Below are 25230 nucleotides of genomic sequence, written 5' to 3'. Positions count from 1 at the left end.
CTAGAGTTGTTTCACAGCGAAGCTAGATACAGCTTTCGTGTGTAGCGAGAACCATAATGACAGATATTAAGGAGGGTTAGCAGATGGGAGAGCAACCGTAGAAACGCTTAGAACTAAGACGCAGAGTTAAAGGAGTTCTGGATATTTTACTGTTGAATACCATTGAAATTGCAGTCGATCGCTGCCCCTCCTGAGAATCAAGGAAAAGTGCGCCAATTATCAGTTTTCCGAGTATCTTGAAAGCCGAATCCAACAATCCCGGTGTGTTTCTCTGGATTATATATGAGGCTTCTATGGTACGGTGTCAGCTTTTCTTGTTTAGTACGCTGTTGAACTTATGGTCGCTTCGTCCTGCTTCAGCAGAATCTATCCCAAGTCATCTTCTAGCACAGGCACTACCAGCAACAAACCCGTTACCACAAGCTTTACCTAACAATCAGCAACCCGCACCCACTCCAACGAACGAAACAACTCCAGAATCGTCTAAAGTTCTGGTGCGTCGAATTGAAGTGCAAGGTAGCACAGTGCTTAAGCCTGAGGAGATACAGCGCATTACTCAGCCGATCGAGGGCAAATCCGCCACAGTAGAAGACTTGCAATCAGTTGCAGATGGGATCACACAGCTTTATCTAGAGCGTGGATTCATTACCTCTAGAGCAATTCTTGTTGATCAGACCGTCAAAGAAGGCGTTGTTCAGATTCGAGTCATTGAAGGATCGATCAAGACCATTGAGATTCGAGGTTTACAGCATTTGCGTGAACAGTATGTCCGCGATCGCTTACAAATTGGAACAAAGCCACCATTCAACAAAAATTATTTAGAAGATCAACTGCAATTACTCAAAGCTGATCCATTATTTGAAACTGTAGAAGCGAGCCTCAAACCTGGCGAGAACCTTGGACAAAGCATCTTAACAATACAAATCAAAGAAGCAGCACAACTTCAAGCCTTTATTGGTGCAGACAACTTTTCTCCAGCAAGTGTCGGATCTGAACGATTCAGTACGACTGTAAGCTGTCGAAACTTAGCTCGCTCTGGTGACGAATTGAGTGCATCTTACTATCGCACAGCGCAAGGCGGCTCAAATTCGTTCGACTTTAGCTATCAACTGCCTGTGAATGCAATGAATGGTGTTGTTCAGTTGAGAATTGCACCAAGTCGAGGCAGGATTATTGCTCCCAACTTCTCTGCATTTGGTATTCGCAGCAACACGGCTCTCCATGGAATTAGCTATCGACAGCCCTTGATCCGATCGCCGCGTGAGGAACTAGCGCTCTCAATCGGCTTCACTGTTCAGAATGGTCAAACCTTCTTGTTTCAAGATACGCCTTTTCCATTTGGGATTGGTGCAGATGCAGAAGGCAACAGTCGGGCTAGAGTTTTGCAGTTCGGGCAGGACTATGTGCGGCGCGATCCGCAAGGGGCTTGGGTGCTGCGATCTCAATTCAACTTCGGTCTAAATGTTTTTAACGCGACCGTAAACGACTCCCCGATTCCAGACGGGCGATTTTTTAGCTGGCTCGGACAAGTTCAACGCGTTCAGCGATTGAGCAATGAGCATTTTTTGATTGCTCAAGCAGCAATTCAACTATCACCAGATAGTTTGCTACCTTCACAGCAATTTATCATCGGGGGCGGACAAACGATTCGCGGCTTTCGCCAGAATGCGCGATCGGGAGATAATGGGTTTCGAGTTTCAGTTGAAGACCGCATCACAGTCCAACGGAATGCAGCAGGACTTCCAGTTCTACAACTCGTTCCATTTGTGGATTTTGGCACAGTTTGGAATCGCTCAGACAATCCAAATCTGTTGCCAAGTCAACGTTTTTTATCATCAGGCGGAGTTGGGCTGATTCTGGAGCCGATTCCGCGTTTAACGATGCGAGCAGATTATGCAGTGCCCTTTGTCAGGCTCAGCGATCGTGGAAACAATGCTCAAGACCGAGGATTTACCTTTAGTGTGGGTTATCGTTTCTGACTTAAATTGAGCAGGTTTATCGTTGACGAGATGCAAGAAAAGCGGAATATCAGCTTCAGATACATTGGAATTGCCTTGAGCCAAATCAAGCGATTCAAAATTTACCAATCTGGGTATTATGAAGACCTCAGAAGCCTGAAAACCAACATTATTCGCCCAAAAACTTACTGCTCTAGATCATCGTGAACCAACTCACTTCATCTCTCCCAGTGCTTCGTATCCTGCACGATCAGGATTTAGAAGCCTTGATCCAGTTCTCGCATCGAACGACTTATGCGCCTAACACGCTGTTGATTCAAAGCGGTAAAGAGATCGATGACATCTTTCTGCGTCTGACAGGTCAACTCGCTGCATCTTGGTCGAACTATGAGCATTCTGAATTATTTTCAGTCGGCGAACTTGCAGGAGCAACAAGCTTACTGAGCGATCAACCTGCGCTGATCAGCATTCTTGCAGAGCAATCGTCAGAGGTGTTAGCCATTCCAAAAGCAAGACTCAAGACGGAGTTGAGCCGCGATCGTGGATTTGCTGCCCGTTTTTATCAACTTCTCGCCATCAACTTGTCTGAGTACCTGCGGGATTTGAGTACATCTTTGGTCAATCGGCAGATCCGAGAAGGGGAGCCGCTCCGCAAAGTTCTGATGTTTTTTGCAACGCTGAATGATGCGGATATTGCTTGGATGTTGGCAAATGGCAGTGCTGAAAAATCAACAGCAGCTACAATCTTGATTCAGCAAGGTCAGCCTGTTCCAGCCGTGTACTTACTGCTCGATGGTACTGTAGGCATTGATATTTCGATCGCAGGTCAAACACGAGAACTGGCGAAGCGGGGGAAAGGCGATATTTTGGGAGAGATATCGTTTGTCGATGGCGGAGTTGCTTCAGCGAGCGTTAGAGCGGTAGATGAGACTTGGGTGCTCCGGATCTCGCAGGCTCAACTTGCCATGAAACTTCAAGAAGATGCAGCGTTTGCAGGACGGTTCTATCGGGCAACCGCACAAGTTCTGTCGAGCCGTTGTCAAGATCTGCTGATTCGGAGCGGCATTGCATCTGCCGCGATCGCACAAGATGCTGAAGAACTCGAAGAAGACGAACTCGATTTGGATATTCTTGAGGGCACTGCGATCGCAGGGACTCGCTTTGACTGGATTATTCAGCAACTCCGTCGGTGAGAAGTGAGGGATGGTAGAGCCGTCTCTACCGCCATGCTCACATTCTTTCACGTTAACGATCAATGAGCTTAGAAACCACTCCAACCCATCAGCAAAGATTGAATGGAGACGGGAGAAGGATACAAACGCTGTGCTTCCGCTTGTAAAAGGCTTTCATTAATTGCATCGAAATTCGTGAACGCATATGTCTTTTGAATACTCGTTGAGCACAAGCGACGGTAAATCGATTCAAACACGGCTTGTAGGGCTTGTGCTTTAGCAATAGATGTTGGGTAGGACTTGTGGTAAGCAGACTGAATTTTCTCGAAGATTTCTGGGTGCTGTTGAGCGATGAAATGAGTTGCAATGTTCTGCAAGTAAAAATTAGCGTGAAGTTTATCTCCAAAAAATCGAAGTTGCTCGGTTCGACCAAAGCGCATGCTAAACGACATTCCAGTCTCGCAGTATTCTAAGTAATGCCAAATGCCAGCAGGCATAAACACGGTTTCACCCGGATAAAGTAGAAAATCATAGCCGTTTGCATAGTGAACAAAAGCAGTTTTGTCGGATTCAGAGAAGTTTTCTAGAAAAACATTACTAAAATTGCCGATGGGACTAAGCTTCTGCGCTTGGTTCGCAGGAATCAGAATCACCCGCTTTGTGCCAAATACTTGATGAAGCAACACCTGACGATAATCCCCGTCAAAGTGGAGATGAGCATAGTTACCCGCATTCCCAAGAAACAGCAGCGATGCAACATCAGAGAAAGTCTCATCTCCATTGATTCGAGCATAGTCCGGGAAATCGAAGCGTTGTCGGATCTCAGGCGGAGTCAGTCCTTCTGTCGCCATTAAGCGAGTGTCTGGATTAGCTTCAATATAGTCAAGATACTGTTGAAATGACCAAAGCTTCTTTTCACGCTGATCCAGCAAAATCGAGGTTTTGAGAACTGACGAAGTAAACTCTTCCTGGACTTCTAACGGCATTGAGCTTAGGTGGATTTTGGCACTCTCGATCGTTCTCAATTCATTCATTGCATCCGATGCAAACAAATCGGTGAGAACGACAGGTTTCTGTTTGAGAAGATAGTCTTGCTCAAACACTTGCACTGAAGGCGCAGAAATTCGTTCAATGTTGTCTAGCGTTTTCATCCTGACTGCTCCGAACTGAGTGATTTTTTAGCTCCTTTTGTTAGTGCGATCGAGGTCATATAAGGAGCCATCCGATTTTGCACAAAATTAAACATGGCAGTATGACGAAGCGGAACTGTCCAAATTCCGTTGCGAATTCCTGCTTGCGCTTGTCGTCGAATCGCTTCAACATAAAGCGGAATGATTCGCCCTCGCCGCTGAAAATCTGCCCGAATAAAGCTACAAGTGTAGCGGATTGTATCTAGGTTTAAGCGATGCGTGATGACCCAGCCCACGATAGTTCCTTGATAACGGACTCCTAAGCTATTGAGCGATTCGATCGGTTCTTGTTCTAAAGGGGCGAGATCGGAGGGAATCCAATCAGCGGTAATTTGTTGGTGCTGCAAGTACGATCGCTCTTCATGCGTGAGTTGATCCCAGGGAAAAATTGTGAAGGTTGCAGGCAGATGAGATTGAGCCATCCAGGGTGCTTGAGCCATTCGATCAATCGTTGATCGCCCCACAAGCATTCGAGTTTGCGGGACTGTCCAACAATATTTCTCTAACAATCGTTCCAGAATCGAAGCCGAAGGTTTTCCGGTCATGTAGACAAGCTGAACTTCAGCACAACCTTGATCGGCTAGAGATTGTTCCAGCGCTCCGAGCAGTGCGGTTCCAATGCCTTGATTTCGAGCAGATTGCGTCACAAAAATCGATCGCACTTCTGCTCGCTTTAAGTCTGCTGAAAGTTCTGCCAGAATTAACCCGACCGGACAACCATCTTTTACCGCTCCGATGGCAATGCAGGAAGTTCCTAAGCATTGGAGGTGTGATCGAAATGTAGGAAAGGTAAAGGCTTGATAAGGAAGGGCTGTGATCGAATTCAGGCGCTCTAGAGTCAGCATATCAATCACCAATACAGTTGCCAAATGCCGCGACACTTTAAGCCGTGTCCTTGCAGCGTGATTCTGACATCATTCGGTTGAGCCTGCCAAAAGGGTGCAACTTGGTGATAGTAATATCCAGAATGCACAGCCGCATCACCAATCTGATACCGATAGAGCTGTTTATCTCGTGTGTCTAAAAGGTTGCGAACTTTCTCTTGAGACAGACCCAGCGTTTCGCTGCGATGCAAATCCCAAACATACATTCCAGCACCGTTTTGGGGAAGTGCGATCGCTAGGGTAAACGAAATCGGATGATTGAAGTCAATGTCACTATAGGACGCACCCCAGTTAAACAATAAATGCGGCGTATCACAGTGAATCGGCGTAGCAATCACATTAGGATTATATCGTTGCTGAAACCATTCGTCATGCAGCAATGCTTGCGGTTGCTCAAATCCAGGAAACGATTCAAAAATGTGAAACCCTGGAAGGGCAAAGCTCTCCGGATAGCAAACTGGGGCTTGTAGCACCTGAGAAAGTGTCTGGGCGAGTTGGTCGTAGAGCCAGCCTAAATGATTCTGTAAAACAGGATTCGCTTCAGCCGCAATGCGACCATAAGGACACTCTGGATTGTTGGCAATGTCGTAATAGTTGGATGCCCCAAGTGTATAAAACGGCGCGACCGGATGGCGTTGAATCCAATGTGATCGGAGTGCTACGATCGTTTGCCTCACCCGCGCACAGTCTGATGCTGTCAGAATGTTGATCGATTGAACAACTTCGGAATTCAGTGTGATCATATAGCAACGAGTGCGGGGAAGGTTTTTGTCGATCGGCGATATTCATCCATTGAGGTGATATAGTCCGCCATGCGATGTCTTACAAACTGCACCATTCCTTCATGGATATAAGGCACAACCCAAGACGCATTAGGAATATCAGGTCGAGTGCAATGACGGTTAATGGCTTCAGCATAAAGAGGAATGATTCGCCCGCGTTGCTGCAAATCAGGGCGAATGTAGCTACAGCTATAGCAAAGTGTATCGGAGCAAAGTCGCTGAGTAATCATCCAACCGACGACTTCGCCTTGATAGCGCAACCCTAAACTATTGAGGGGTTCCATTGAGGCTTCATACTCAAACGGACTCAGGCTAGAAGGATACCAATTCGCGTTTAGCAATGCAGCCCGATCTGCTAGAGTCAGTTCCGTCCAAGGAAAAATCTCAAACGATCGTGGTAAAACCGCTCGTTGTACCCAAGATGCTTGCTGCATAGCTTGAGGAGTACAACGACAAATCAGCATTCGAGGTTCAGGATCAGCCCAACCACATTTTTCTAAAACTCGTTCTAGTGCTTTAGCCGTTTGCTTACCCGCTGCATAAACTAAGTAAGTTTCCTGACAACCGAGGCTGATTAAGGCTTGCTCGATGCGATCGATTAATCGAGTGGCAATACCTTGATTGCGATACTCAGCTTTGACAAACAGAGAAAGAATTTTTGCGGACTGTGCTTGAATCTCTGCAAGAATCAGTCCAACAGGTTGATTATTCTCGCTGGCACCGATCGCGATCATCTGACGACCTAAGCCGACGCTTTGCAGCATTGCCTGGAACTTCGGGAAAGTCATCGTCCGAAACGGAGGTGCAGAAAACAAGTTTAATGATTCAAAGGTAATCATGGTTAAACCTAGAGAGATGAAATCATTTGAGCAACGCTATTCGGCACGGTTAGATCAATCGGTTGCACTATCTCAGGCTTCTTAAAATCAAGCAGCAAAACAATCCGATTTGTGTTGCCGCGATGCCAGACTTCATGTTCGATCGTGTCATTGAAGACCAGACATTTCCCTTCTTGCCACTGTCGAGTTTCAGTTCCAACGCGCATCGAACAGCCTTCAGGCACCACTAACCCCAGATGACAGCGCAGAACCGCACTGGTATAGCCTGTATGCGGCAGAATGTGGGTTCCTGGCTGCAAACAAGAAAATCCTGCGGTGGTCAGGTTGGGAACTTGCTCAAGGATCGCTGTGGTTTGAGGGCAACGCTGGCAATTCTCATCGAGTCTGCGCCCGAACGCATAAAAGCCGAAGACCTCCCAAGCCCCTTGATACAAAAATCGTTCTGCCCACGGCATGAACTGAGCCGATTGGAGTTGCTCAAGCTCCTGACGAATGATCAACCAATTCGCTTCGAACAAAGCAGTAAATGGAAAGTGAGCGGGGTCAAAAAACATAACAGTGTACCTTTGCGAATCACCAATACAGTTGCCAGCATCCACGACTGAATAATCCGTGTCCTTGTAACGTAATTCGATCGTCATCTGGTTTTAAGTTAGAACCCGGTGCCGCCTGATGTAATGTCGATCCAGAATGCACAACCAATGATCCGATCTCATACGGGTAAAAGCGCTGCTCACGAGATTGAATGAGTTGCTGCAATGATGCTGAATCAGGCATTTCTGATTGCTCAACATTCCAAACATTCAACCCTCCACCTGACTGCGGGAGTGAGATGGGTAAGGTGAAGGAGATTGGATTGGTAAAATCCGTATCCTCTGCATCCCACTGCAATTGTTGATACTGTAAATCGATGTGAATCGAAGCGATCGGGAACTCAAAAAGAACGCACGATAGATAGATATGAAACCCAGGTAGTGCAAACGAGTGATTGTAGTTGATTGGTGCTCCTAAATGTTGAGCAAGAACAGTTCCTAAGCGTTGATACAACCCAGCAAATCGACTAGAGAGTAATGGATTCGATCGCTGTGCAGATTGCAGATATTGCTCATTTTCAGCAGCATCGAGATAGCTTGCCGCTCCCAGCGTGTAAGACGGTAGAAACGGATTGCGCCGTGTCCAATCCTGCTTCAATTCATAAATCACTGAGCGAATCGTTTGACATTCGGATTCACTCAACATCGGAATGCTGTGAAACGCTTGAAAGGCATCTATTTGTGTCGAGGGTTTCATCATGCCAACATCCAAGCTTGAGAAGTTGATTTTGGATCAAGTAACCAGAGCAACATCAACCCGATACCAGCAACGCCATCGAGTAAGCCAGGAATGATTCTGCGTTCTGAAAACTCGTGCAATCGCCAGTAACCGCGCCGCTCATAAAATGTCATAGTTGCAACTGCGGCTTGGATTGCAGTTTCCCACAATTCCGGGCGATTTAATTGCTGTGCTGCTTTTGCCAGAAACACAATTCGCCCCGCTTCACCACAGCATAAATGATGTTGTGCTTTGCCAAGATGCTTCTGGGTTGCTGCGATCGCTCGTTCAATATCAATCCAAATCTCCGCTTCATCTTCCAGCATTCCCAAGCTTCCCAGCCGAGCTAAACCAATTCCCGGAGCGCCTGCACACCAGCCTGTCATAAACTGAGTGTGTCCAATCGGCTGACGAAAATCCGCCCAGTCTTGCTGCTCGATCGCAAAGTTCTGCTGCTCGAATGCGATTCCGCGCTGAGCCGACTCCTTAAAGCGTGAATCACCTGTTATTGCATAAAGCTGCAACAACGCATAACTAATCCCTGCCGCGCCATGTCCCATTCCCATCAACGGACGCTCAAACTCAGGAATAAACCATCCGGCTGCTGCTCCCGAAGCTTGGGACTTGAGAATCGGAGTGGCAAGATCAATGGCTCGATCGACTAATCTTTGATCTGGATGCAGTCGGTGTAGATGCAGCAAGGTGAGCAATCCGCCAGCCGCGCCACACAGAATATCTGGATTAGTTTCTCGCAGTAGCTTCTCTGAGGTTAGTTTAAGAGCGATCGACAACGCTTGATCAATCAAGCTGCGATCGTTGAGGCATCGCCCGGTTTCCGTCAAAGCATAGATGCCTAACCCAATTCCGTGATATCCCGAAACGGAAAGATCATTCCACAATCCCGCTTGGCTGAATTGCTCTAGCATTGAGAAAGTAAATTTCATTCCCCCTCGCGCTAAACGGGCGTATTGTTCGTTTCCGGTGTGTCGAGCGAGATTGGCAAACAACAAGCTTGTTCCTGCTGCTCCCGCTGCGTGCCACGGATAATGATGCACCGGAGCGACCATTGCAGAGTTGTTAGTTCGTCCTAAACTAAGCCAACTACTACCCTCCATATGATTTAGGGCTAGATTTGTCAGAACTTCTGCGATCGCGCTTAGGTGCGTCTCTAACTTCAGCATCGGATCAGTGGCTTCTGTTTCGGCTACCGCAGCATTTAATGGAACCCAACCATTGAGTTGTAACCATTCAGCATTCAATGATTGATTCAACCAAGCGGGTTTTGAGGTTTGATTCGGGGCTGCTTCTAGATTCAGTGCCATGGCTAATGAAACCCGCAAAAGTTCCGCTTGCCAAATTAAGTCTTCTTCAGAAGCATCTTCTAGGCGCTGCTGCATCTGTTGAAAGCTTGGCTGCTGAACAAAGGCAGGATAGAGAGTGCCCTCACTAGAATAAATGTCGATCGAAGCAGGCGATCCATAAAAACTAGGAATGTCGAGCCAGCGTAAGCACTGCCGTTCTTCATCGACGATCGCTTGAGTCGGAGCTAGACTGGCACAGGTCGGACTCAGTTCACTCAAAGACTCTAATGCCACAAAAAAGGCTGCACCACTGGTAAGCTGATCGGGTGCTACACTCCAGGCTAGTAATCCAGAATAATCGCTCGTGTCGCGCACTAAAACACGAGTTTGCACCGAGTAGAATGCCTGCAATGGGCTTTCTTCTGAAAGTAAATACTTGCGATGCTGAAGTAACGTTCGATAAACCGCAGCAAACCCTTGTACAACGTCAGGTAAAAAGCGATCGACCGAAATTCGCTGATCATTCAATCGCGGTAAGCTCTGATCAAAATGCAGAGGTTGAGCAGTGCGTTTGAGTGTTAGTCGATCGGTATTGATGTTGCTCCAAGCTGAAACCGCAGTATGCCAGGGGCGATCTCCACTGCCATTGATCCCACTGGCAGCAAAAAGAATCTGATCAAAATCTCCAGACCGCCAATAGGTTGACATTCCGGTTGATAGCATCGAAAACAAACTCGAAGGTAAAAGATACTTCGGCAGATGTTTCCATTCACGTGCGGGAACATGAACTCCACTCGTCAGTAGCGCTTCTAAGTCGATCGGAACTGGATATTCACCACATGGAATAAAGTTTTCATAGTGAAAATCCACGCCACACAGGAAGTAAGCCAGCGCAACATGCCCGCCTTGACGTTGATAGTATCGAGCGATCGCTGCTTCAGAATCACAAGATTGAGTCGCAACAAATTCTGTCCAGCCATATTCAACACGATCAAGAATTTTGAGTGTCTTAAATGTCGGTGTGCTTCCGGTTTGATTTAACCAATCGATCAAGTGATAGAAGGCATGATCGATCGCTAAGCTCCGAGGCTTATAAATTAGTTTAGTTTGATCGCTCACTTGAACAAGACAGACTGTTCGCCCTCCTTGATGGGAATCAGACAATCCGGGAAACAATGCTGCGATCGACGAAGTACGATCACAGCCAAAGACTTGAGCCAGATCGACTATATCCTGCTTAAATCGTGTTAGTAATTCGATGATTGAACTGGCAACTTGTTGAGTTGCAACGGCTAAAAGCCGCCCTAATACTGGATATTGCAGCAATAGCTCTGCGAGTCCTGCTGAATTTCCTAAAACTTGCTCAGCAAAATATTGATACCGTAGCTCTGGAGTGTCACCCAGCAGTTTGCCTTTGAAGCTGTGTTGCTTGACTTCATAAGCAATAGTGCGTGCTGATAGCTCCGACAATCGCCAAACTAGATATCGTCCGATCGTTTCGATCGCATTCCAACTTAATAAGTCCGGTTGCTGTGACTGAATTTCCCGCAGTGCCCATGTTACAAAAGGATGTAGAAACTCTGGGAACAGTGGCACTGCACCAAGATTGATGTCATACTGTTGCACTTCTGCCTCTGTCCAGGCTTGCAGTTGTGCAATGCTAAGAATCGGTTGCTTAAAGTTGTCAACTTGTAGAATGGCTTCTAACACGATCGCCCAGTCTGGAAGGGATGTGTCCTCAGGAAGCTTACGTGGTGTCAGAAACGCGATCGCACTGTCTTGATCCAGTTTTAACTGCTGTAAACGTTTCTCGAACGCATTTGGATCAGCCTGTCGCATCCCTAACCGTTTCTGCCAGCGAAGGAACAACTGTTCAGCACCCTGCCGATCGCTCGATAAACGGGTATCACAAATCGTTGACCATTCATCGGGAAGTAAGGCTTTTTCCGTCAGCGATCGAGCAATAGAAATTTGCAGGGGTTGGGCAATCATGGGCAGCTAGGACATATGTTGATCGATCATGCGATCGCAAATCGATCGCAAACTGGCACTATTTGTGAAGGTTTCTTCGTCATAGACAATGTAGCCACGAGGAACTTCTGGTGTTGCTTTACAAGGACTGATTAATTGAATCGATCGCGTGACGAGATTGATCAAAAATCCACTCACACAAGCGATCGTGCCGTCGATCACAGGTTGTTTTCGCACTGTCCCGAATGTCCGTCCTGCATTAATTTTGGGAGCAAGTTCAGCTTTAAACGGAAACTGCGTGATCACAACTGCTTCTGGATTTTGTGGCACAATCCCGACAAACGCCAACTCTTCAGCCGTGAATTCTTTATACACGCGATCGAGCGTTTTGGCTGACAAAATTGATAGCCGATTCAACTTACATCCTTTTTCGAGCGAATGCTTGAGCAGCGAGCGCAACCGTTCAGGATATTTCGTTGGTTGTGCTGTGGTAGTTTGCGGAAAAATTCCTAAAACATCATGAAACTCAGCCGCGAATTGTTCATAATCAGGATTATCAAGCGGATCAGTCGCCCAATAGCAAAATCCCGCACTCACAGCCGTTCCAAGTAAATCTTGTAGTACCTGAAGCATCGATCTCCAGAGCTTTGCATTTTCCGGTGTGTAGTAGAAATTATTTTGTAGCGACGAAGCGGAGATCGCGCAAAACGAGCAACCAACTGAGCAACCTTGACTCAGTTCAAAACACACAGGGACGTGCGCTAGATTGGCAGCAATCAAAGGCATTTCGCGCTGAGTGCGTTTAATTTGCCGCGATCGCCAAGCTCGATACTTCGCATGGCTCGATTGAGCACTGATTGATTGGAGTTCTGACCAATGTAAGCGATCTTGACCAAACGCAAAGAAATGCTGAAGCGTTTCGGAAATTGTTCCAGGCTGATGTGTCCAGAGGGATTCAACATCTTGTAGCGCTACGGCAAGTCCAGCTTGTTGAATCGCCTCACCCGGATTGCTTTGCAGCGCTTCCCGAAAGCTACGATCGACGCAATATTTTTCCAAGAATCGTTTGAGATGGCTCGTAGTCGAGAGGCGTTGTTGCAACGCTGCATCCGACAGATCACACCAAGATTGCGTCTGTGTTCCTGCCCATTGCTTCAAATTCTGGCGCAGGGATACCGCATCAATCAAGCCAATGTTACTAGAAAAAAGGGAAGCACTCATAAAAGTCATCTGATTAAAAATAGCTCCCCAATTTCAACCACTGATTTCAGGGAGCTAGGATTCAGCACAATGTCTGACTTGGCTCGAAGGAACTCATTCAGACGATCGAAATGCTGCTTGACGCAAGTTAGGGATTAGCACTTGCCCTTTGAACTTGCAACTGTGCCACCTGCTGTTGAGATACCCGATGCTACACCGCCTGCAACTCCTAAACCGCCAGCAATAATTCCAGTGACGGCTGTTCCAACTGCACTAAAGGCTAAAGCAGCAGCAGCGATTCCGAATCCTCCGGCAGCGACTCCTGTAACTGCACCAGCAGAGCCACAGCCGACGCCCCATTGTGCGCCTTTAGACAGTCCACCCGCAACCCCTTCAAGATCCATATCGCTCAGTTCTGAGTCATTCGGGTTCGCAGGCAAAATCATGTGGCGCACTTCTGGAGTGTTTTCATAGACATTGACGGTCATCTCTTCTGGGAGTGTTACGCCCGTCGCATCTTGAATTGCAGCTTTCGGCTCAGCTAGCAATTGCGTCTTGAACTCACTGTCTGCCCAGGCTCGCTTCATCACTTTCCCTGCAACCGGATCAAGCGCTTCAGGGTCAGCCCCTTCAAAAATCGCTTGCTCAGGCAAAATAAAGTTGAGGCAGTTTGCCGTGTTCTCATGCACTTTAACGTCAACTTGGTCGGAAATGTCCAAACCAAACTCAGACAAGACAGGCTTCGGATCGCTCAATAAGCGATTTTTGAGCGCTTCATCGCTCCATACCTGCTCTAGTGCTTCTTGAATTGTTTGCATTGTCAAGCTCCTAATATAGATTGAGGCTCTTCGCTATTAAATGCGATCGCACTCATTCCAGTGTTGCGTTTCCTTGGTTAAACATTGCATTTCTTTCGATCCCGTTCGAGAACTAAGAAATCGCAAGTCCCTCGATGTTGATTTCGCCACGATCGAGGCGTTTGTCCATAGATTTGCCGAAATTGGCGAAAGAAATTACAAACATTCAAATAGCCCACTGATCGCGCAATCTCCTCAATGGAGCGATCGGTTTCAATCAATAAAGCCGATGCAGCTTTCATTCGACGCTGTATCAACCAACTATGTAATGATTGCCCAGTTTGCTTGCGGACAAGGTGAGTAAGATAAGTCGATGAATATCCAACCGCCTCAGCAACATCTTTTAGCCCAATCTCTTCTGTGTAATGCGCTTCGAGAAAGTCAAATATAACTTGAAGCCGGGCAGACACAGTGGGAAAAATCGTTGAATCTGATGGAACTGTCGATTGAGCGGCATACCATTGCTTTAGTTTGGCTTGGCGATCGATGCGGACTGTGATCACTCGCAGTAATTCTGCGATCGAAGGCTGAATCAGATAGTCATCTGCACCGAGCTCCATCCCCCGACGATAGTCTTCTGTGGTTGCTTGAGCGCTCAGAAAAATAAAAGGAATAGGTAACGTTGCGGTCTGTTGACGCAGCGAAGCCAAAAGCTCAAATCCGTCCAGATTCGAGGAATTCACGCCACAGAGAATCAAATGAGGCAACCATTGATGTGCTGTTTGCATTGCCATCGGTGCGGTTTCACAGCCGATCGCGTGAAATTCTTCAGCTTCAAGACATTGAATTAACTGTTCTCTAGCTTTCCTCTCGGTTTCAATCACCAGGATTCTGTTCATTTTCCTACACCACTTGCCGAGCAATTAACTGAGAAAATAAGCCATTCTGCTTTGCTAACTGATCAAAGCTTCCGACCTGCACCACTCTCCCTGCCTGCAAGACATAGATGCGATCGGCGTTGCGAATCGTGCTGAGGCGATGAGCAATCACAATCCGCGTTACATTGAGTCGATCGAGGCTTTCACTGACGATCGCTTGAGTCCGATTATCTAGCGCACTGGTCGCTTCATCAAAAAATAAAATCCGAGGTTTCAGCACCAGCGCTCGTGCAATAATCAATCGCTGCCGTTGCCCGCCGGAAAGATTGCTGCCACCTTCGCTGATTACGGTGTGCATTCCCATCGGCATTGCCTGAATATCTTCGGCAAATCCTGCCATCTGTGCGGCTTCCCATGCTTCGTCCATTGTGACTTGAGCGCCGGAAGCAATGTTGTCAAAAATTGAGGCAGAATTAATTCGAGCATTTTGTAAAACAACACCAATTTGACGACGCACTGCATAGATATCTAACCCTGCCAAATCTTGTCCATCATAGAAAATGCTGCCTAGCTCTGGAGTATCAAACCCCAGTAAAAGTCGCAGAATGGTTGACTTACCACTTCCAGAAGGGCCGATCAAGGCAATAAATTCACCGGGATTTGCCTCTAAACTGACATCATCGAGCGTCAGCGCTCCATCCATTCGATAGCGAAATACAACATGATCAATCTTAATACCTCCAGCGAGTCTACCTGGATCAGCTTTACTTTGATCGACTTCTGGAAGTTCTTCGAGAATTGGCTTGGCTCGTTTCCAAAGCGGAATCACGGACAGAATGCTGAGAGTGGTATTGCTCAAACTGGTGGCACCACTAATAAAGGTTCCAAATGCAGAACTAAATGCTAGGAATGTACCGGTTGACATTGGCTCTGCATCTAATGCGGTCGCAGGTTTTGTCAGCATTCCTACTACAAACCAGTACAGCGCGATCGAGGTTAAGGTCGGCATGATTGTATTGAACAATATCACCACATCTTCGATCAATTGAGTGCTTAGTTCCAGCTTAATCTGCTGACTATATCGACGGCTCCAGTAAGCGAACGCTCGTTCTTCAGCCCCGGCAACCCGCAGTTTCGAGATGCCATTAATCAATTGCACAACCAAACCAAAAATGGTTCCTTGTAGCTCTAACAGCGGACGCTGTTTACGAAGCAGCAGCACACCTGAAACAGTGGTAACAATGATCGAAATGAGCGCGACAACAATGGCTACGATCGATAGCTTAAAACTATAGAACATCAGCAATCCCAGATTCAGCAGCGAGAAAAATCCGCTAAATAGCGTTCTTAAAGTCGTACTGCTCAATTGTTGCCGAATGCTACTAATTGCGGTGACGCGAGACTGCAAATCTCCAACCGAGTATCGCCGAAAAAATCCCATGCGGAGATTGAGCAATCGATCCCACACGGCAGCTTGTGTCGTTGCATCTGAAGCGGTTTCCGATCTCAAACTTGCAAAAGTCTGGGTAAGCTGAAACATGGTCGAACCGAATGCAGTTGCCGCGAGTCCTAATGCAAGCTGAAGCACTAGGCTACGATCGCTGTTGGGAATGGCTGAATCCATCAAAATCCCGGTGGCTTGGGGTACAACCATGCCCAGCACCGACCCCAGAATGCCCATGACGATGACGGTGGCAAAGTCTTTGAAGCGTCCTCTGCCTGCAAATCGAATTAAATCGCCCGCGTTCAGCAATGTTGCGGGTAGGGGGCGGTAAAACATCACGCTTTCCGGGGCTAAAGTTGCAGCAACTTCAGGGGTTACAAGCGTTCGGGATTGATCTGTGGGATCAAACAAGTCATAACGTGCTCCCCGAATCGGTAACAAAGCGACTGGAGATTGATCTGCTTTGCGATAAGCGAGTAGTGCGCCAGCATCTTGCCGCCACCAATCATCTCGCAACAACACCCGACGGCTGCGAATTCGAGACGATCGCACGATCGCTTCTAAGGGATCTTTCAGCCGCGATAAATTTTCTGATTTTGCCGGGGGACGGATCTCAATGTTGAGCGATCGACCAACTGCACCCATCGCAATCAGTAAGGCATCGCCTTCAAAAAAAGACTGCTTCTGTTTCGGGATCAGAATCGAAGCTAACTCACCAAAGGCAGATTCGGTCACTTGCTGATTCAGTCGTTCTTTTTCCGCAAAACGCTGAAGTTCTGATTGGGCTTCTTGTTGTTCTAGCCAAGCAATCGCATCGAAGACAACCGAGTGAAACACGGCTAGGCTGGATAAAATTTGATTCCAGTTCAAATCTTGAGTCGCGCTGAGCGTCAGAGTCGATCGCTGTTCTGCTTTAATCCAAGCATGATGACTAAGGGGAAACCTACCTGTTTCTACATCTAGCGACTTTAGCCCCATCCAGGAGAAGCATCCGGTCTGCACTTGCAACCAATCAATCTCAGAGGATTGGTAAGTCTGACCTGCTTCTAATTCCAATGATGAAAGAGATTGACCAGTTGCTGTGTTTTTTGTGTAAGCGATTGTATTCTCAGACTGAAGGGCAGCACTGAGATGATCAATCCAAGCTTTAAGAAGTGCAATCGGGTCAATCTGAAAATCGCCCTTCTCAGTTGAAATCGTATACTGTACCAATTCTGTTGGTTCGATCGGCACAACTAAAAGCTGTCGATCGCTCTCCTCCAATTCAGAATTAAACAATGCCGCGCCCGCTTCTAAGCTAAACAAATAGCGTCGAGCCGCCGCAGGAGTTCCCTGCTCGACCGACACTGCAAACACTGCCACAGAGCCAGACCGAATCCACCAGAACGTTTTGTCTGAATCAGCGAGAAATAAAGGCTGATTCGCAGTGATGTCTTTAACGTTTCCAGTCGCTTTGGCAAAAAATGAGTTCAGCATGAATCAAATCGCAGATAGAACTTTAATCAAACACAGGTGACTACTCTCCCTGTAATGCTTCGCCCTCAGTCTTAATCAACCGAGCATAAACCCCATCTCGATCGCGCAATTGTTCATGAGTTCCACGCTGTACCACTCGCCCTCGCTCTAGAACAATGATTTCATCACAATCGCGAATCGTACTCAATCGATGCGCCACAATCACGCAGGTACAACCCCGACGACGCAAATTTTGATCAATGATCTTCTCGGTTTCAGTATCTAATGCACTCGTAGCTTCATCCATCACCAAAACACTAGGATTGTAAACGAGCGATCGAGCAAGTTCCAATCGCTGTCGCTGTCCTCCACTTAAGTTCACCGCTCCTTCTAATAACAAAGCATCATATCCCCCCGGAATCGATAACACCGTGTCATGAATCGCAGCATCTCGGCAAGCATGAATCAGATAACTATCTGGTACAGTCGCATCCCAAAGCGTCAAATTATCTCGCACAGTTCCCGCAAATAAGAAAATTTCTTGCTCAACCATTGCAACCGAATGAGTTAACACACTTCGGGGAATCTGCGATCGTGGCTTTCCATCAAACAACACTTCACCCGACCAAGGTTCGTACAGTCCCGTGATCAATTTCGCGATCGTGGATTTGCCAGAACCGCTACCGCCGACTAAGGCGACTCGTTGCCCTGGTTTGACCGAGAGATTGAAATTTTCAATCAAAGCATCCGACGCTCGACTATAGCCATAAGTGATGTTTTTTAGCTCTACATGCCCTTGTAGCTTTGGTGTTTGAAAGACTACAGGCTGTTGTCTGGGTTCAACCTGGGGATCAGTTTCATTCTGAAGCACATCATCAAGCCGATTCAGGCTTCCTTCTAGTTCTTGCAGGCTGCTTCCAAAGCTCACTAAACTATTGACAGGTCCTTGAAAGCTTCCCATCAACGATTGGAACGCAATTAGCATTCCAATACTCAAATTGCCATCCATCACTCGAAAGCCACCCACGACTAACAGCAACATCGTAGTCAATGATGAAAGCAATGAAGGTAAAGCTTCCAAAACTTGTCCGACCGTATCTAATTCTTGTTGAGCATTGATGGCTTTGGCATAGTAACCCGCCCAGCGCGAGAAAAACTCTGATTCTAGCCCCGATGCTTTCAAAGTCTCCATGCTTTGCAGTCCCGCGATCGATGCTCCTGCAACTTTGCCATGTTCTTGTACCAGCCGCATATTGGTATCAATCCGCCGCCGTGAAATCCACTGCAATGCAGACACATTGACGATCGCAAAAAACACACCAATGCTAGTTAAAACCAAGTCGTACTGAATCATTACCCCCAGGTAAAAAATCAGCATCACGACTTCAATTACGGTACTCGCTAACCTTCCAGACAAAACATCTGAAACATTGTCATTTAATCTGACTCGGTTACTAATTTCGCCCGCAAATCGTTGTGCATAGAAGCTAACTGGTAATCTCAGAATGTGCCAGAGAAATTCACTCGACAGTTTCACTGATAGCTTAACTCTCAGCTTCCTCAGATAGCGCAGTTGCAGTAACGTGAGTAAAGCTTGCAGTAAGCCCGTAATCAGCATTCCTAAGATTAATGGTCGTAACCATTCATACCGACCTTCAATCAGCACATTATCGACAAAAACTTGGCTGAACACAGGGATTGCTAATCGTGGTAACACCAGAAAGAAACCAGCGATCACACAATACAAAAGTGCACCCGTCGAACTCGACAAGCGATCGACCAGCGCGAGCATTAAACTTGGCTTTCGTCCACCGCGTTTAAATTCATCCGTCGGTCGAATCACGAGCGCAACCCCCGTGAATGACTCATCAAACTCTTGCAGCGAAACGGTTCTAGGTCCTGTTGCCGGATCGTTGAGATAAACTCGCTGTTCCTGAATGCCCTCAACGACGAGAAAGTGGTTAAAATTCCAGAACACAATGTACGGAGGCGTTAACTCACGCACGGCTTCAATACTTTTCTTGAACCCTTTCGCGCTCATTCCATAGTTTCGCGCTGCCTTCAGCACATTTGAAGCCTTACTACCATCGCGGGAAACGCTGCACTCTCTGCGCAGTTCAGCAAGCGGCACAATCCGCCCGTAGTACGCCAAAATAATTCCTAAAGCGGCGGCTCCACATTCTACTGCTTCCATTTGTAGCACTGTGGGCGTTTTCACACGACTTGAGGATTGGGAAGATTGGGGGAGCTTAAGCTTAATAAACACCAGTGTACGACCTCAAAATCGGGAGCAAAAATGTAATCGGCGCACGTTCTTCCACCACCACACGAGCGATCGTTGTTGTTCCTGGCGTGATTTTTAGGTCTGGTCCTTTCGATGAAGACCATTCATAGCCGCTAAAATTTCCAGCACCGGGCTGTAGTTCTGCTGTGATTTCAAGCATCGGTCCTTGAGCAGACAATCCTTTTACCAGTTCTTCGTTTCCCAGTAGCGCCACTGCCCCAGCTTGGGTCACTGGAAACGGCGATACACTTTTAACCTTGGCAATAATGCCGCCAAACCGCTCACGCTTTACCGTTTGCGGTGTGATTTGGATTTGCATTCCGGGTTTGACTTTTTTACCGTCTCCAATGCTGAAGTAAGTAATGCCTTCGAGTGAGCCAGACTCATTCTCGGCGGCAATCACGCCCACCCGCAGTCCCATTGAGACAAGCTGACCATCGACTGCTGAAACTTCCAGCACTCGACCACTGTAAGGACTAACAATCTGACTTTGGTTCTTCAGTTGCAGAGTGAGTTGCGCGATTGCTCGTTGCAGTTCGTTGATCTGATTTTTACGGCTTAAGTTCGCTTCAAAGGTCTGTTGTGCGACTGAGGTTTGTCTTGAGTCAAGCTCACGAAGCTGCGATCGCAACTCCGCAATCAAGCTGAGGTTCTCTAGATATGATCGCTGTGCTTCTGCTTCACGAGTATCAAGTTCTTTAAGCTGTGCTTGAATATTCGCAATCTGAGCATTTTGATCGAGATACTGTTGCTCGGCTTGCAGAACCAGATCTTCGGTGACATATTGATCTTTGTATAGTTGTCGTCGATTGTCTAATCGTTCTTTGAGTACAGGTTTGAGCGCTTGAGCATCCCTAAGACGCTGCTGCAAGTTCTGTCGTTGCACCTCAAGTGAAGTTAGCCCTTTATCTTTCAGTACTGGAATTAATTCTTCTGCATTCGCAATGCGCTGAGTTAGGTTGCGCCGTTGCTGCTCGATCGAAGTGGTTTCACTCGCAATTCGCTGCTGTTGCAACTGATTTGCGTCTTCACCCTGAGCTAAGAGTTCGGTGAGTTTGGCTTGTTGTTGCTGAAGCTGTTTTTTTAGTTCGGGTTGGTCGATCGTGGCAATCACATCTCCTTTTTTCACCACATCTCCAACTTTGATCCTAAGATTTTGCAGTTGCCCAGCGCTCGGAGATTGTAGCGAAGTCACTCGACGAGGATAGATTAGCACTCCTTGTCCTGCAACGGTCATCGGAATTCGCCCAAAAACGCTCCAGCCTAACCCAATGGTTAACAATCCACCTAATGCTGCAAGCGGTATCCAGGTTTTTGGGCGAACGACTTGCATCAATTGATCCAATCGTTCCGGCGAAGACAGCCGCTCTAGTGATTCCTTACGAAAAACATTTCGATTGGGATTAAACATACAAAGAGCTTCAATTCACTAATGACTTAACTTCCTCTTGCGGATCAATTCAACAAGTTCCGATCGTATCGATAAGCCGATGTTCTCTAATAAACTGCGAATGACACCTAAGATTAGATGGCAATCCTCTTTAGGGATAAACAGAGAATCCACGGATTTTTATTGAGATAAGCAGTGAAATTACTTAGGTATTACGTAGATTTTGCTAAAAGTTTACACTTCAAATTGAGTATCTAAATTCAGAAATCAGAGTAAACTGAACTCTGCAACTTTGCAAACGCTGTTAGCAAGCGAACTGATTCGCTTCTGAGTCCTAATTCTAGGAGTACAGAGTATTTACTTGTGCTGGAAATAAGAAACAGATGAAATGTTTAAATTTCGGTATTATTGCAGGACTGAATGCTGCGATCGCGCTGCAATTTGGCATCTACCCAGTTCAGGCTCAATCCCCGCCTCCAGCTCCATCAGCACCGCTTCCCACATTACAACCCAGTGTTCAACCTAAAACTTCGGTGGTTGAAGCTCCCGCAACTCCGTCTGCCGCCGATCTAACGCCCAATCCAAATCGGCTTCAGCTTCCTACTGAGACCAATCAAGTTGAAGTACAAAAAACAGTTGCGATTACCCTGAAGCAAGCGATCGAAACCGCTCAGCGCAACAGTCTTACTTTGCAGGTTGCTCAGGCACAACTGCGACGATCGCAGGCAGCATTGCGCGAAGCAGAAGCCGCGCTCTATCCAACCTTCAGCTTTCAAGCCAGTCTCAGTCGTGATCTGTCTGCAAGCGGTGATATTGCAGTCCAAGCAACGGAGCGTCAGACCCGTCAACAGATTACTCAAGGAGAAGCAGCGCTCAGGGATCTACTTGCATCTCCGTCACCAACTGATCCATTAAGTGCTTTCTTACAACGGAATAGCCTCTTGCAGACGCAAGCCCAACTTGCCCAAGGACAAGCTTCGCTCGACGCGCTCAAGAACTATGGCACCACCAGCTTCAACGGTTCTTTTCTACTTGAGTACGCACTCTACACGGGCGGACAAAGACCCGCATTAATTCAAGTGTTTGCAGAACAAGTTCGACAAAATCAATTGGAAGTAGAACGCATTCTGGAACAACTGCAACTAGATATCACAAATGCTTACTATGACGTGCAATCTGCCAACGAGCAAGTTCGGATTGAGACCGCAGCCGTTACCGAAGCAACGCGCAGTTTGGACAACACGGAAGCGCTGTCGAAAAATGGATTAGCAACCCGCTTGGATGTTTTAAACACACAAGTTCAATTAGATAATGCCTCACAGCAACTCGTCGTGGCACAGACACAGCAGCAGGTGAGCCGTAGACGGCTTTCGCGGTTGCTCAATAGTTCGGCAACGATCACTGTAACCGCCGCAGAGCCGGTCAAACTGGCTGAACCCTGGACACTATCGCTAGAGGAGAGTATTGTTCAAGCCCTGAAAAAGCGGGTCGAATTGCAGCAGCAGCTTGCACAACGCAATGTTAGTATCAATCAACGCAAGGCAGCAGAGGCAGCACTCCGTCCGCTAGTGGGGGTGTTCGCAAACTATAACGTATTGGCATTAGGCAATGATGCCCCGGGTGAGGGTATCAGCCGAGGCTGGGGAGATGGCTATAGCGTCGGAATGCGCGTCCAGTGGAGGTTATACGATGGAGGTGCAGCCAGAGCCAGAGCAGCGCAAGAAACGGAAAACATTGCGATCGCAGAAACCCGGTTCGCGGAAACTGGGCAGCAAATCCGGTTGGATGTGGAGCAAAGCTACTTTAACTTACAGTCGAACCTGAAGAATGTTCAGACTGCGACTGCTTCCCTGAATCGAGCCAGAGAAGCGTTACGTGCGGCTAGAGTCCGGTTTGGAGCCGGGGTTGGACTTCAAAATGATGTGCTAGATGCAGAAAGTCGATTGACCCAGGCAGAGGGCAATTTAATTCAGGCGACTTTGGGATATAACCGAGCGCTAGCTGCACTGAAGCGAGCCGTGAGCTGGGTAGGAAGTAGCCCGAATGGGCAGAGCTAGTTTATTGGAGAAAGAAAAAGCAGAATGAAAGCGTTGTTCCTGCCGTGAATAGCCCATAAGCCTGATTGAGCATCTCAATCAAGTGCGCGACTTCCGAACTCATCCTCAGTATGAGCTATGGGTGATCCGATTGCAGGTCGTGATGGGCGTGCTGAGTGGCTGTACGAGCTATCGAGCGTTAGAAGAATTTGTGACACGGCATCAAAAAGCATTGCTGAAATTGCTGGAACTGCCCTATGCCCGCTTGCCCTCGTACTCGACGATTTGCAAAGCAATTGAGCGTGTTTCATATGCGTCGCTGATGAGTGCATTCAATGCTTGGGCCATCGAAACGATTGAATGGCAGCCCACAGAACATTTAGCGATAACCTGAGCTCGGGATAAGGGTTGAGACAAGGAAGGGGCAAACCCAATCGGCTGAAAATACCAAAACTTTAAGCCCAGTTTGCCCTCATGCTTGGTCTAGAAGAACTCTTCTGTCCCATCGATGATTTCTGCCAAACCTTTGAACTGCAATGGAGACAGCAACTTTTAGCGAACTCGGCGGGAAGCCCCGTGCTCTAATCTTTGATTGAGCGTCGGGATGAAAGCCAAGGTATTGGCGAATTGATGCCTGGCTTATGGTTAGTGAAAGCTTTTGCGATTGACATCGATGAGGAAACGCCAACGACAAAGACATGTCACCACGCCATTTTCAACACCATAGCAGCATGGTACGATTGATTTATTGGTGAAGCCGCCAACTGGAATGCCTGCAACCATCAGAACCAGCATAGTCCGGGAAGGTCCTACCCCAAGAGTACGAGACCCATCCAATTGGGCGGAGTAACGCGAGACGGATAGCTGAAAGGCGATGCTGTATCAAACAATTATCACCCTGTGGGGCATCACGCGGAGCCTAAACAACGCTCGTGGAGGCGATAGGGACTGCCCAGCCGATGAAACGAGTATCCTACTAGCTTGCCTATCCGGACGCTGAATCAGAGATTACAGCGTCCGGATAGGCAAGCTAGTAGGATACGTCACACCTGTGGCACTCTCAGATGCTTCGAGAGCGTACTGACACTGACTCCAGCAGGTAGAATTGCACCTTTGAGATAGGTCTGGTTCAGAGTAGCTTCACTTAAACTGGTATCGCTTAAATTTGCCTCAGTGAGATTTGCTCTAGTGAGGTTCGCTTCGGTTAATGTTGCCCCAGTCAGAATTGCACCTGTAAGATTGGCGCAACTTAAGTTAGTTCGAGTTAGATTTGCCTTTGTTAAGTTCGCACCACTTAGATTGATACCCATAAGGTTTACATTTCTGAAGTTGACTGCCATTAAATTCAGATTTCGGAAGTCCCGTTGTCCTGCAGCATATCGGCTCAGAATTTCTTTGGTATTCATTTGTGTTTCAGCCTCAGTAAAGAACAATAGATCACTGAATCGAAAAGCAGGATCAGCGATCGCCAACAAGGCAAACTCTATATTTACAAGAGTTGCTTATAAATATAGAGTTGCACTTAAAACCCGTTGAGAACTAACGTCGAGAAGAGCCACCTCTGCGATCCCAACTTCCCCCTGAAGAACCTTTCTCCTCACGTGGCTTCGCCTTATTGACGGTCAAATCGCGCCCCATCCACTCGGCTCCATCGAGCGCACCGATCGCAGCCTCTTCTTCTGCTTCAGTTGCCATTTCGACAAATGCAAAGCCCCGAACTCGTCCCGTCTCCCGATCGGTCGGTAACTGAACCCGCTTGACTGTTCCATATTCTGCAAAGACTTCGCTGAGACTGTCTTGCATCACTTCGTAAGAAAGATTACCAACGTAGATAGACATAAAAATGGCTCCAGAATCACAATGTAGAGAGATTTAGGTTCGGAGCAACACTTATATTTACATAATAAGGCATTACATAGCCGAAAATATCGCTTTAGTCTCCAGCCTAACACAGCTTCAAAGAGTTCGACGATCGCGTAGAGCAATAGAGAAACGACAAATTGGGTGATTGTCAGTCAATTGTTGCCGATCGCGCCTTTAATCGAAACCACTAGAGACACTTCTAAAGGTATAGAGCCGATCTGAACTCCGCTTATATGATGATGGGTAGAAGTTTATTAAGAAGTGTAACAATGCAATCGAACAAAGCGACTAACTTACCTCCTGTTGCCACCGAATACAATGGTGTCGATCGCAACGCTTTTCTTTTCGGCTTTAATCCTCAAGCAGAACTCTGGAACGGTCGTCTAGCAATGATTGGATTTACTGCTTACTTATTGTGGGACTTAGCAGGCTTTAGTGTTCTGCGAAACGTTTTGCACTTAATTAAGTAGATTTG

General features: G+C 47.2%; 20 protein-coding genes. 5 read left to right on the top strand and 15 right to left on the bottom strand.

What is annotated here, in order from left to right; genetic code table 11:
* Window positions 1-236 precede the first annotated feature (236 nt).
* Window positions 237-1979, top strand: coding sequence for a ShlB/FhaC/HecB family hemolysin secretion/activation protein (locus NC980_RS12310; protein WP_348253929.1), 1743 nt, complete (start codon window positions 237-239; stop codon window positions 1977-1979).
* 182 nt (window positions 1980-2161) lie between these two features.
* Window positions 2162-3151 (top strand): cyclic nucleotide-binding domain-containing protein, encoded by a 990-nt coding sequence (locus tag NC980_RS12305; protein WP_190375291.1) that lies wholly within the window; start codon window positions 2162-2164, stop codon window positions 3149-3151.
* A gap of 68 nt (window positions 3152-3219) precedes the next feature.
* Here the strand turns inward: NC980_RS12305 and NC980_RS12300 are convergent, their stop codons facing one another.
* The 13 genes from NC980_RS12300 to NC980_RS12240 all read right to left on the bottom strand — a co-directional run bounded on the left by NC980_RS12300 (window position 3220) and on the right by NC980_RS12240 (window position 20877).
* Complete coding sequence (locus NC980_RS12300) at window positions 3220-4281, bottom strand: cupin-like domain-containing protein (RefSeq protein WP_190375290.1); 1062 nt, start codon at window positions 4279-4281, stop codon at window positions 3220-3222.
* Window positions 4278-5189 (bottom strand): GNAT family N-acetyltransferase, encoded by a 912-nt coding sequence (locus tag NC980_RS12295; protein WP_348253928.1) that lies wholly within the window; start codon window positions 5187-5189, stop codon window positions 4278-4280. The genes NC980_RS12300 and NC980_RS12295 overlap by 4 nt, the downstream gene beginning before the upstream one ends.
* A complete protein-coding gene (locus NC980_RS12290; RefSeq protein ID WP_190375289.1) occupies window positions 5171-5947 on the bottom strand; it encodes a hypothetical protein in 777 nt (258 codons plus the stop codon). Before NC980_RS12290 ends, NC980_RS12295 begins: the two co-directional genes overlap by 19 nt.
* Window positions 5944-6825: a GNAT family N-acetyltransferase gene (locus NC980_RS12285; RefSeq protein ID WP_190375288.1), complete on the bottom strand. Its 882-nt coding sequence runs from the start codon at window positions 6823-6825 to the stop codon at window positions 5944-5946. Before NC980_RS12285 ends, NC980_RS12290 begins: the two co-directional genes overlap by 4 nt.
* A gap of 8 nt (window positions 6826-6833) precedes the next feature.
* On the bottom strand, window positions 6834-7379 hold the full coding sequence (locus tag NC980_RS12280) for an aspartyl/asparaginyl beta-hydroxylase domain-containing protein (RefSeq protein ID WP_190375287.1): 546 nt from the start codon (window positions 7377-7379) through the stop codon (window positions 6834-6836).
* 19 nt (window positions 7380-7398) lie between these two features.
* Window positions 7399-8118: a hypothetical protein gene (locus NC980_RS12275; RefSeq protein ID WP_190375286.1), complete on the bottom strand. Its 720-nt coding sequence runs from the start codon at window positions 8116-8118 to the stop codon at window positions 7399-7401.
* On the bottom strand, window positions 8115-11429 hold the full coding sequence (locus NC980_RS12270) for a type 2 lanthipeptide synthetase LanM family protein (protein WP_190375285.1): 3315 nt from the start codon (window positions 11427-11429) through the stop codon (window positions 8115-8117). Before NC980_RS12270 ends, NC980_RS12275 begins: the two co-directional genes overlap by 4 nt.
* 6 nt (window positions 11430-11435) lie before the next feature.
* Window positions 11436-12629 (bottom strand): radical SAM family RiPP maturation amino acid epimerase, encoded by a 1194-nt coding sequence (locus NC980_RS12265; RefSeq protein ID WP_190375284.1) that lies wholly within the window; start codon window positions 12627-12629, stop codon window positions 11436-11438.
* A gap of 134 nt (window positions 12630-12763) precedes the next feature.
* Window positions 12764-13426, bottom strand: coding sequence for an NHLP leader peptide family RiPP precursor (locus tag NC980_RS12260; protein ID WP_190375283.1), 663 nt, complete (start codon window positions 13424-13426; stop codon window positions 12764-12766).
* 77 nt (window positions 13427-13503) lie between these two features.
* On the bottom strand, window positions 13504-14304 hold the full coding sequence (locus NC980_RS12255) for a helix-turn-helix domain-containing protein (RefSeq protein WP_190375282.1): 801 nt from the start codon (window positions 14302-14304) through the stop codon (window positions 13504-13506).
* Between the two features lie 4 nt (window positions 14305-14308).
* On the bottom strand, window positions 14309-17203 hold the full coding sequence (locus tag NC980_RS12250; protein WP_190375281.1) for an NHLP bacteriocin export ABC transporter permease/ATPase subunit: 2895 nt from the start codon (window positions 17201-17203) through the stop codon (window positions 14309-14311).
* 40 nt (window positions 17204-17243) lie between these two features.
* Window positions 17244-19400, bottom strand: a complete 2157-nt coding sequence (locus NC980_RS12245) for an NHLP family bacteriocin export ABC transporter peptidase/permease/ATPase subunit (protein WP_190375280.1) — start codon at window positions 19398-19400, stop codon at window positions 17244-17246.
* A 37-nt stretch (window positions 19401-19437) separates the two neighbouring features.
* On the bottom strand, window positions 19438-20877 hold the full coding sequence (locus NC980_RS12240) for an NHLP bacteriocin system secretion protein (protein ID WP_190375279.1): 1440 nt from the start codon (window positions 20875-20877) through the stop codon (window positions 19438-19440).
* Between the two features lie 362 nt (window positions 20878-21239).
* Between NC980_RS12240 and NC980_RS12235 the strand changes: the two genes are divergently transcribed.
* A complete protein-coding gene (locus NC980_RS12235; protein ID WP_190375278.1) occupies window positions 21240-22913 on the top strand; it encodes a TolC family protein in 1674 nt (557 codons plus the stop codon).
* A gap of 55 nt (window positions 22914-22968) precedes the next feature.
* A complete protein-coding gene (locus NC980_RS12230) occupies window positions 22969-23286 on the top strand; it encodes a transposase family protein (RefSeq protein ID WP_347272561.1) in 318 nt (105 codons plus the stop codon).
* 649 nt (window positions 23287-23935) lie between these two features.
* On the opposite strand, the gene NC980_RS12225 is transcribed toward NC980_RS12230, so the two are convergent.
* Together NC980_RS12225 and NC980_RS12220 are read right to left on the bottom strand one after the other, a co-directional pair.
* On the bottom strand, window positions 23936-24298 hold the full coding sequence (locus NC980_RS12225) for a pentapeptide repeat-containing protein (RefSeq protein WP_190375276.1): 363 nt from the start codon (window positions 24296-24298) through the stop codon (window positions 23936-23938).
* A gap of 133 nt (window positions 24299-24431) precedes the next feature.
* Window positions 24432-24731 (bottom strand): RNA-binding protein, encoded by a 300-nt coding sequence (locus NC980_RS12220; protein WP_190375275.1) that lies wholly within the window; start codon window positions 24729-24731, stop codon window positions 24432-24434.
* Window positions 24732-25024: 293 nt separating this feature from the next.
* Between NC980_RS12220 and NC980_RS12215 the strand changes: the two genes are divergently transcribed.
* Window positions 25025-25225, top strand: a complete 201-nt coding sequence (locus NC980_RS12215) for a chlorophyll a/b-binding protein (protein ID WP_190375274.1) — start codon at window positions 25025-25027, stop codon at window positions 25223-25225.
* The last annotated feature ends 5 nt before the right edge of the window (window positions 25226-25230 follow it).

It is taken from the genome of Leptolyngbya sp. AS-A5, assembly GCF_039962495.1.
GTDB lineage: Bacteria > Cyanobacteriota > Cyanobacteriia > Leptolyngbyales > Leptolyngbyaceae > Leptolyngbya.
Note: the sequence above shows the minus strand (reverse complement) of the source record. Positions and strands in the feature narration are given on the sequence as shown.

Coding starts and splice junctions, on each gene's coding strand:
- NC980_RS12225 (WP_190375276.1), bottom strand. CDS start 24,298: ATGAATACCAAAGAAATTCTGAGCCGATATGCTGCAGGACAACGGGAC.
- NC980_RS12255 (WP_190375282.1), bottom strand. CDS start 14,304: ATGAACAGAATCCTGGTGATTGAAACCGAGAGGAAAGCTAGAGAACAG.
- NC980_RS12220 (WP_190375275.1), bottom strand. CDS start 24,731: ATGTCTATCTACGTTGGTAATCTTTCTTACGAAGTGATGCAAGACAGT.
- NC980_RS12290 (WP_190375289.1), bottom strand. CDS start 5,947: ATGATCACACTGAATTCCGAAGTTGTTCAATCGATCAACATTCTGACA.
- NC980_RS12285 (WP_190375288.1), bottom strand. CDS start 6,825: ATGATTACCTTTGAATCATTAAACTTGTTTTCTGCACCTCCGTTTCGG.
- NC980_RS12270 (WP_190375285.1), bottom strand. CDS start 11,429: ATGATTGCCCAACCCCTGCAAATTTCTATTGCTCGATCGCTGACGGAA.
- NC980_RS12250 (WP_190375281.1), bottom strand. CDS start 17,203: ATGCTGAACTCATTTTTTGCCAAAGCGACTGGAAACGTTAAAGACATC.
- NC980_RS12275 (WP_190375286.1), bottom strand. CDS start 8,118: ATGATGAAACCCTCGACACAAATAGATGCCTTTCAAGCGTTTCACAGC.
- NC980_RS12215 (WP_190375274.1), top strand. CDS start 25,025: ATGCAATCGAACAAAGCGACTAACTTACCTCCTGTTGCCACCGAATAC.
- NC980_RS12240 (WP_190375279.1), bottom strand. CDS start 20,877: ATGTTTAATCCCAATCGAAATGTTTTTCGTAAGGAATCACTAGAGCGG.
- NC980_RS12265 (WP_190375284.1), bottom strand. CDS start 12,629: ATGAGTGCTTCCCTTTTTTCTAGTAACATTGGCTTGATTGATGCGGTA.
- NC980_RS12280 (WP_190375287.1), bottom strand. CDS start 7,379: ATGTTTTTTGACCCCGCTCACTTTCCATTTACTGCTTTGTTCGAAGCG.
- NC980_RS12260 (WP_190375283.1), bottom strand. CDS start 13,426: ATGCAAACAATTCAAGAAGCACTAGAGCAGGTATGGAGCGATGAAGCG.
- NC980_RS12300 (WP_190375290.1), bottom strand. CDS start 4,281: ATGAAAACGCTAGACAACATTGAACGAATTTCTGCGCCTTCAGTGCAA.
- NC980_RS12235 (WP_190375278.1), top strand. CDS start 21,240: ATGAAATGTTTAAATTTCGGTATTATTGCAGGACTGAATGCTGCGATC.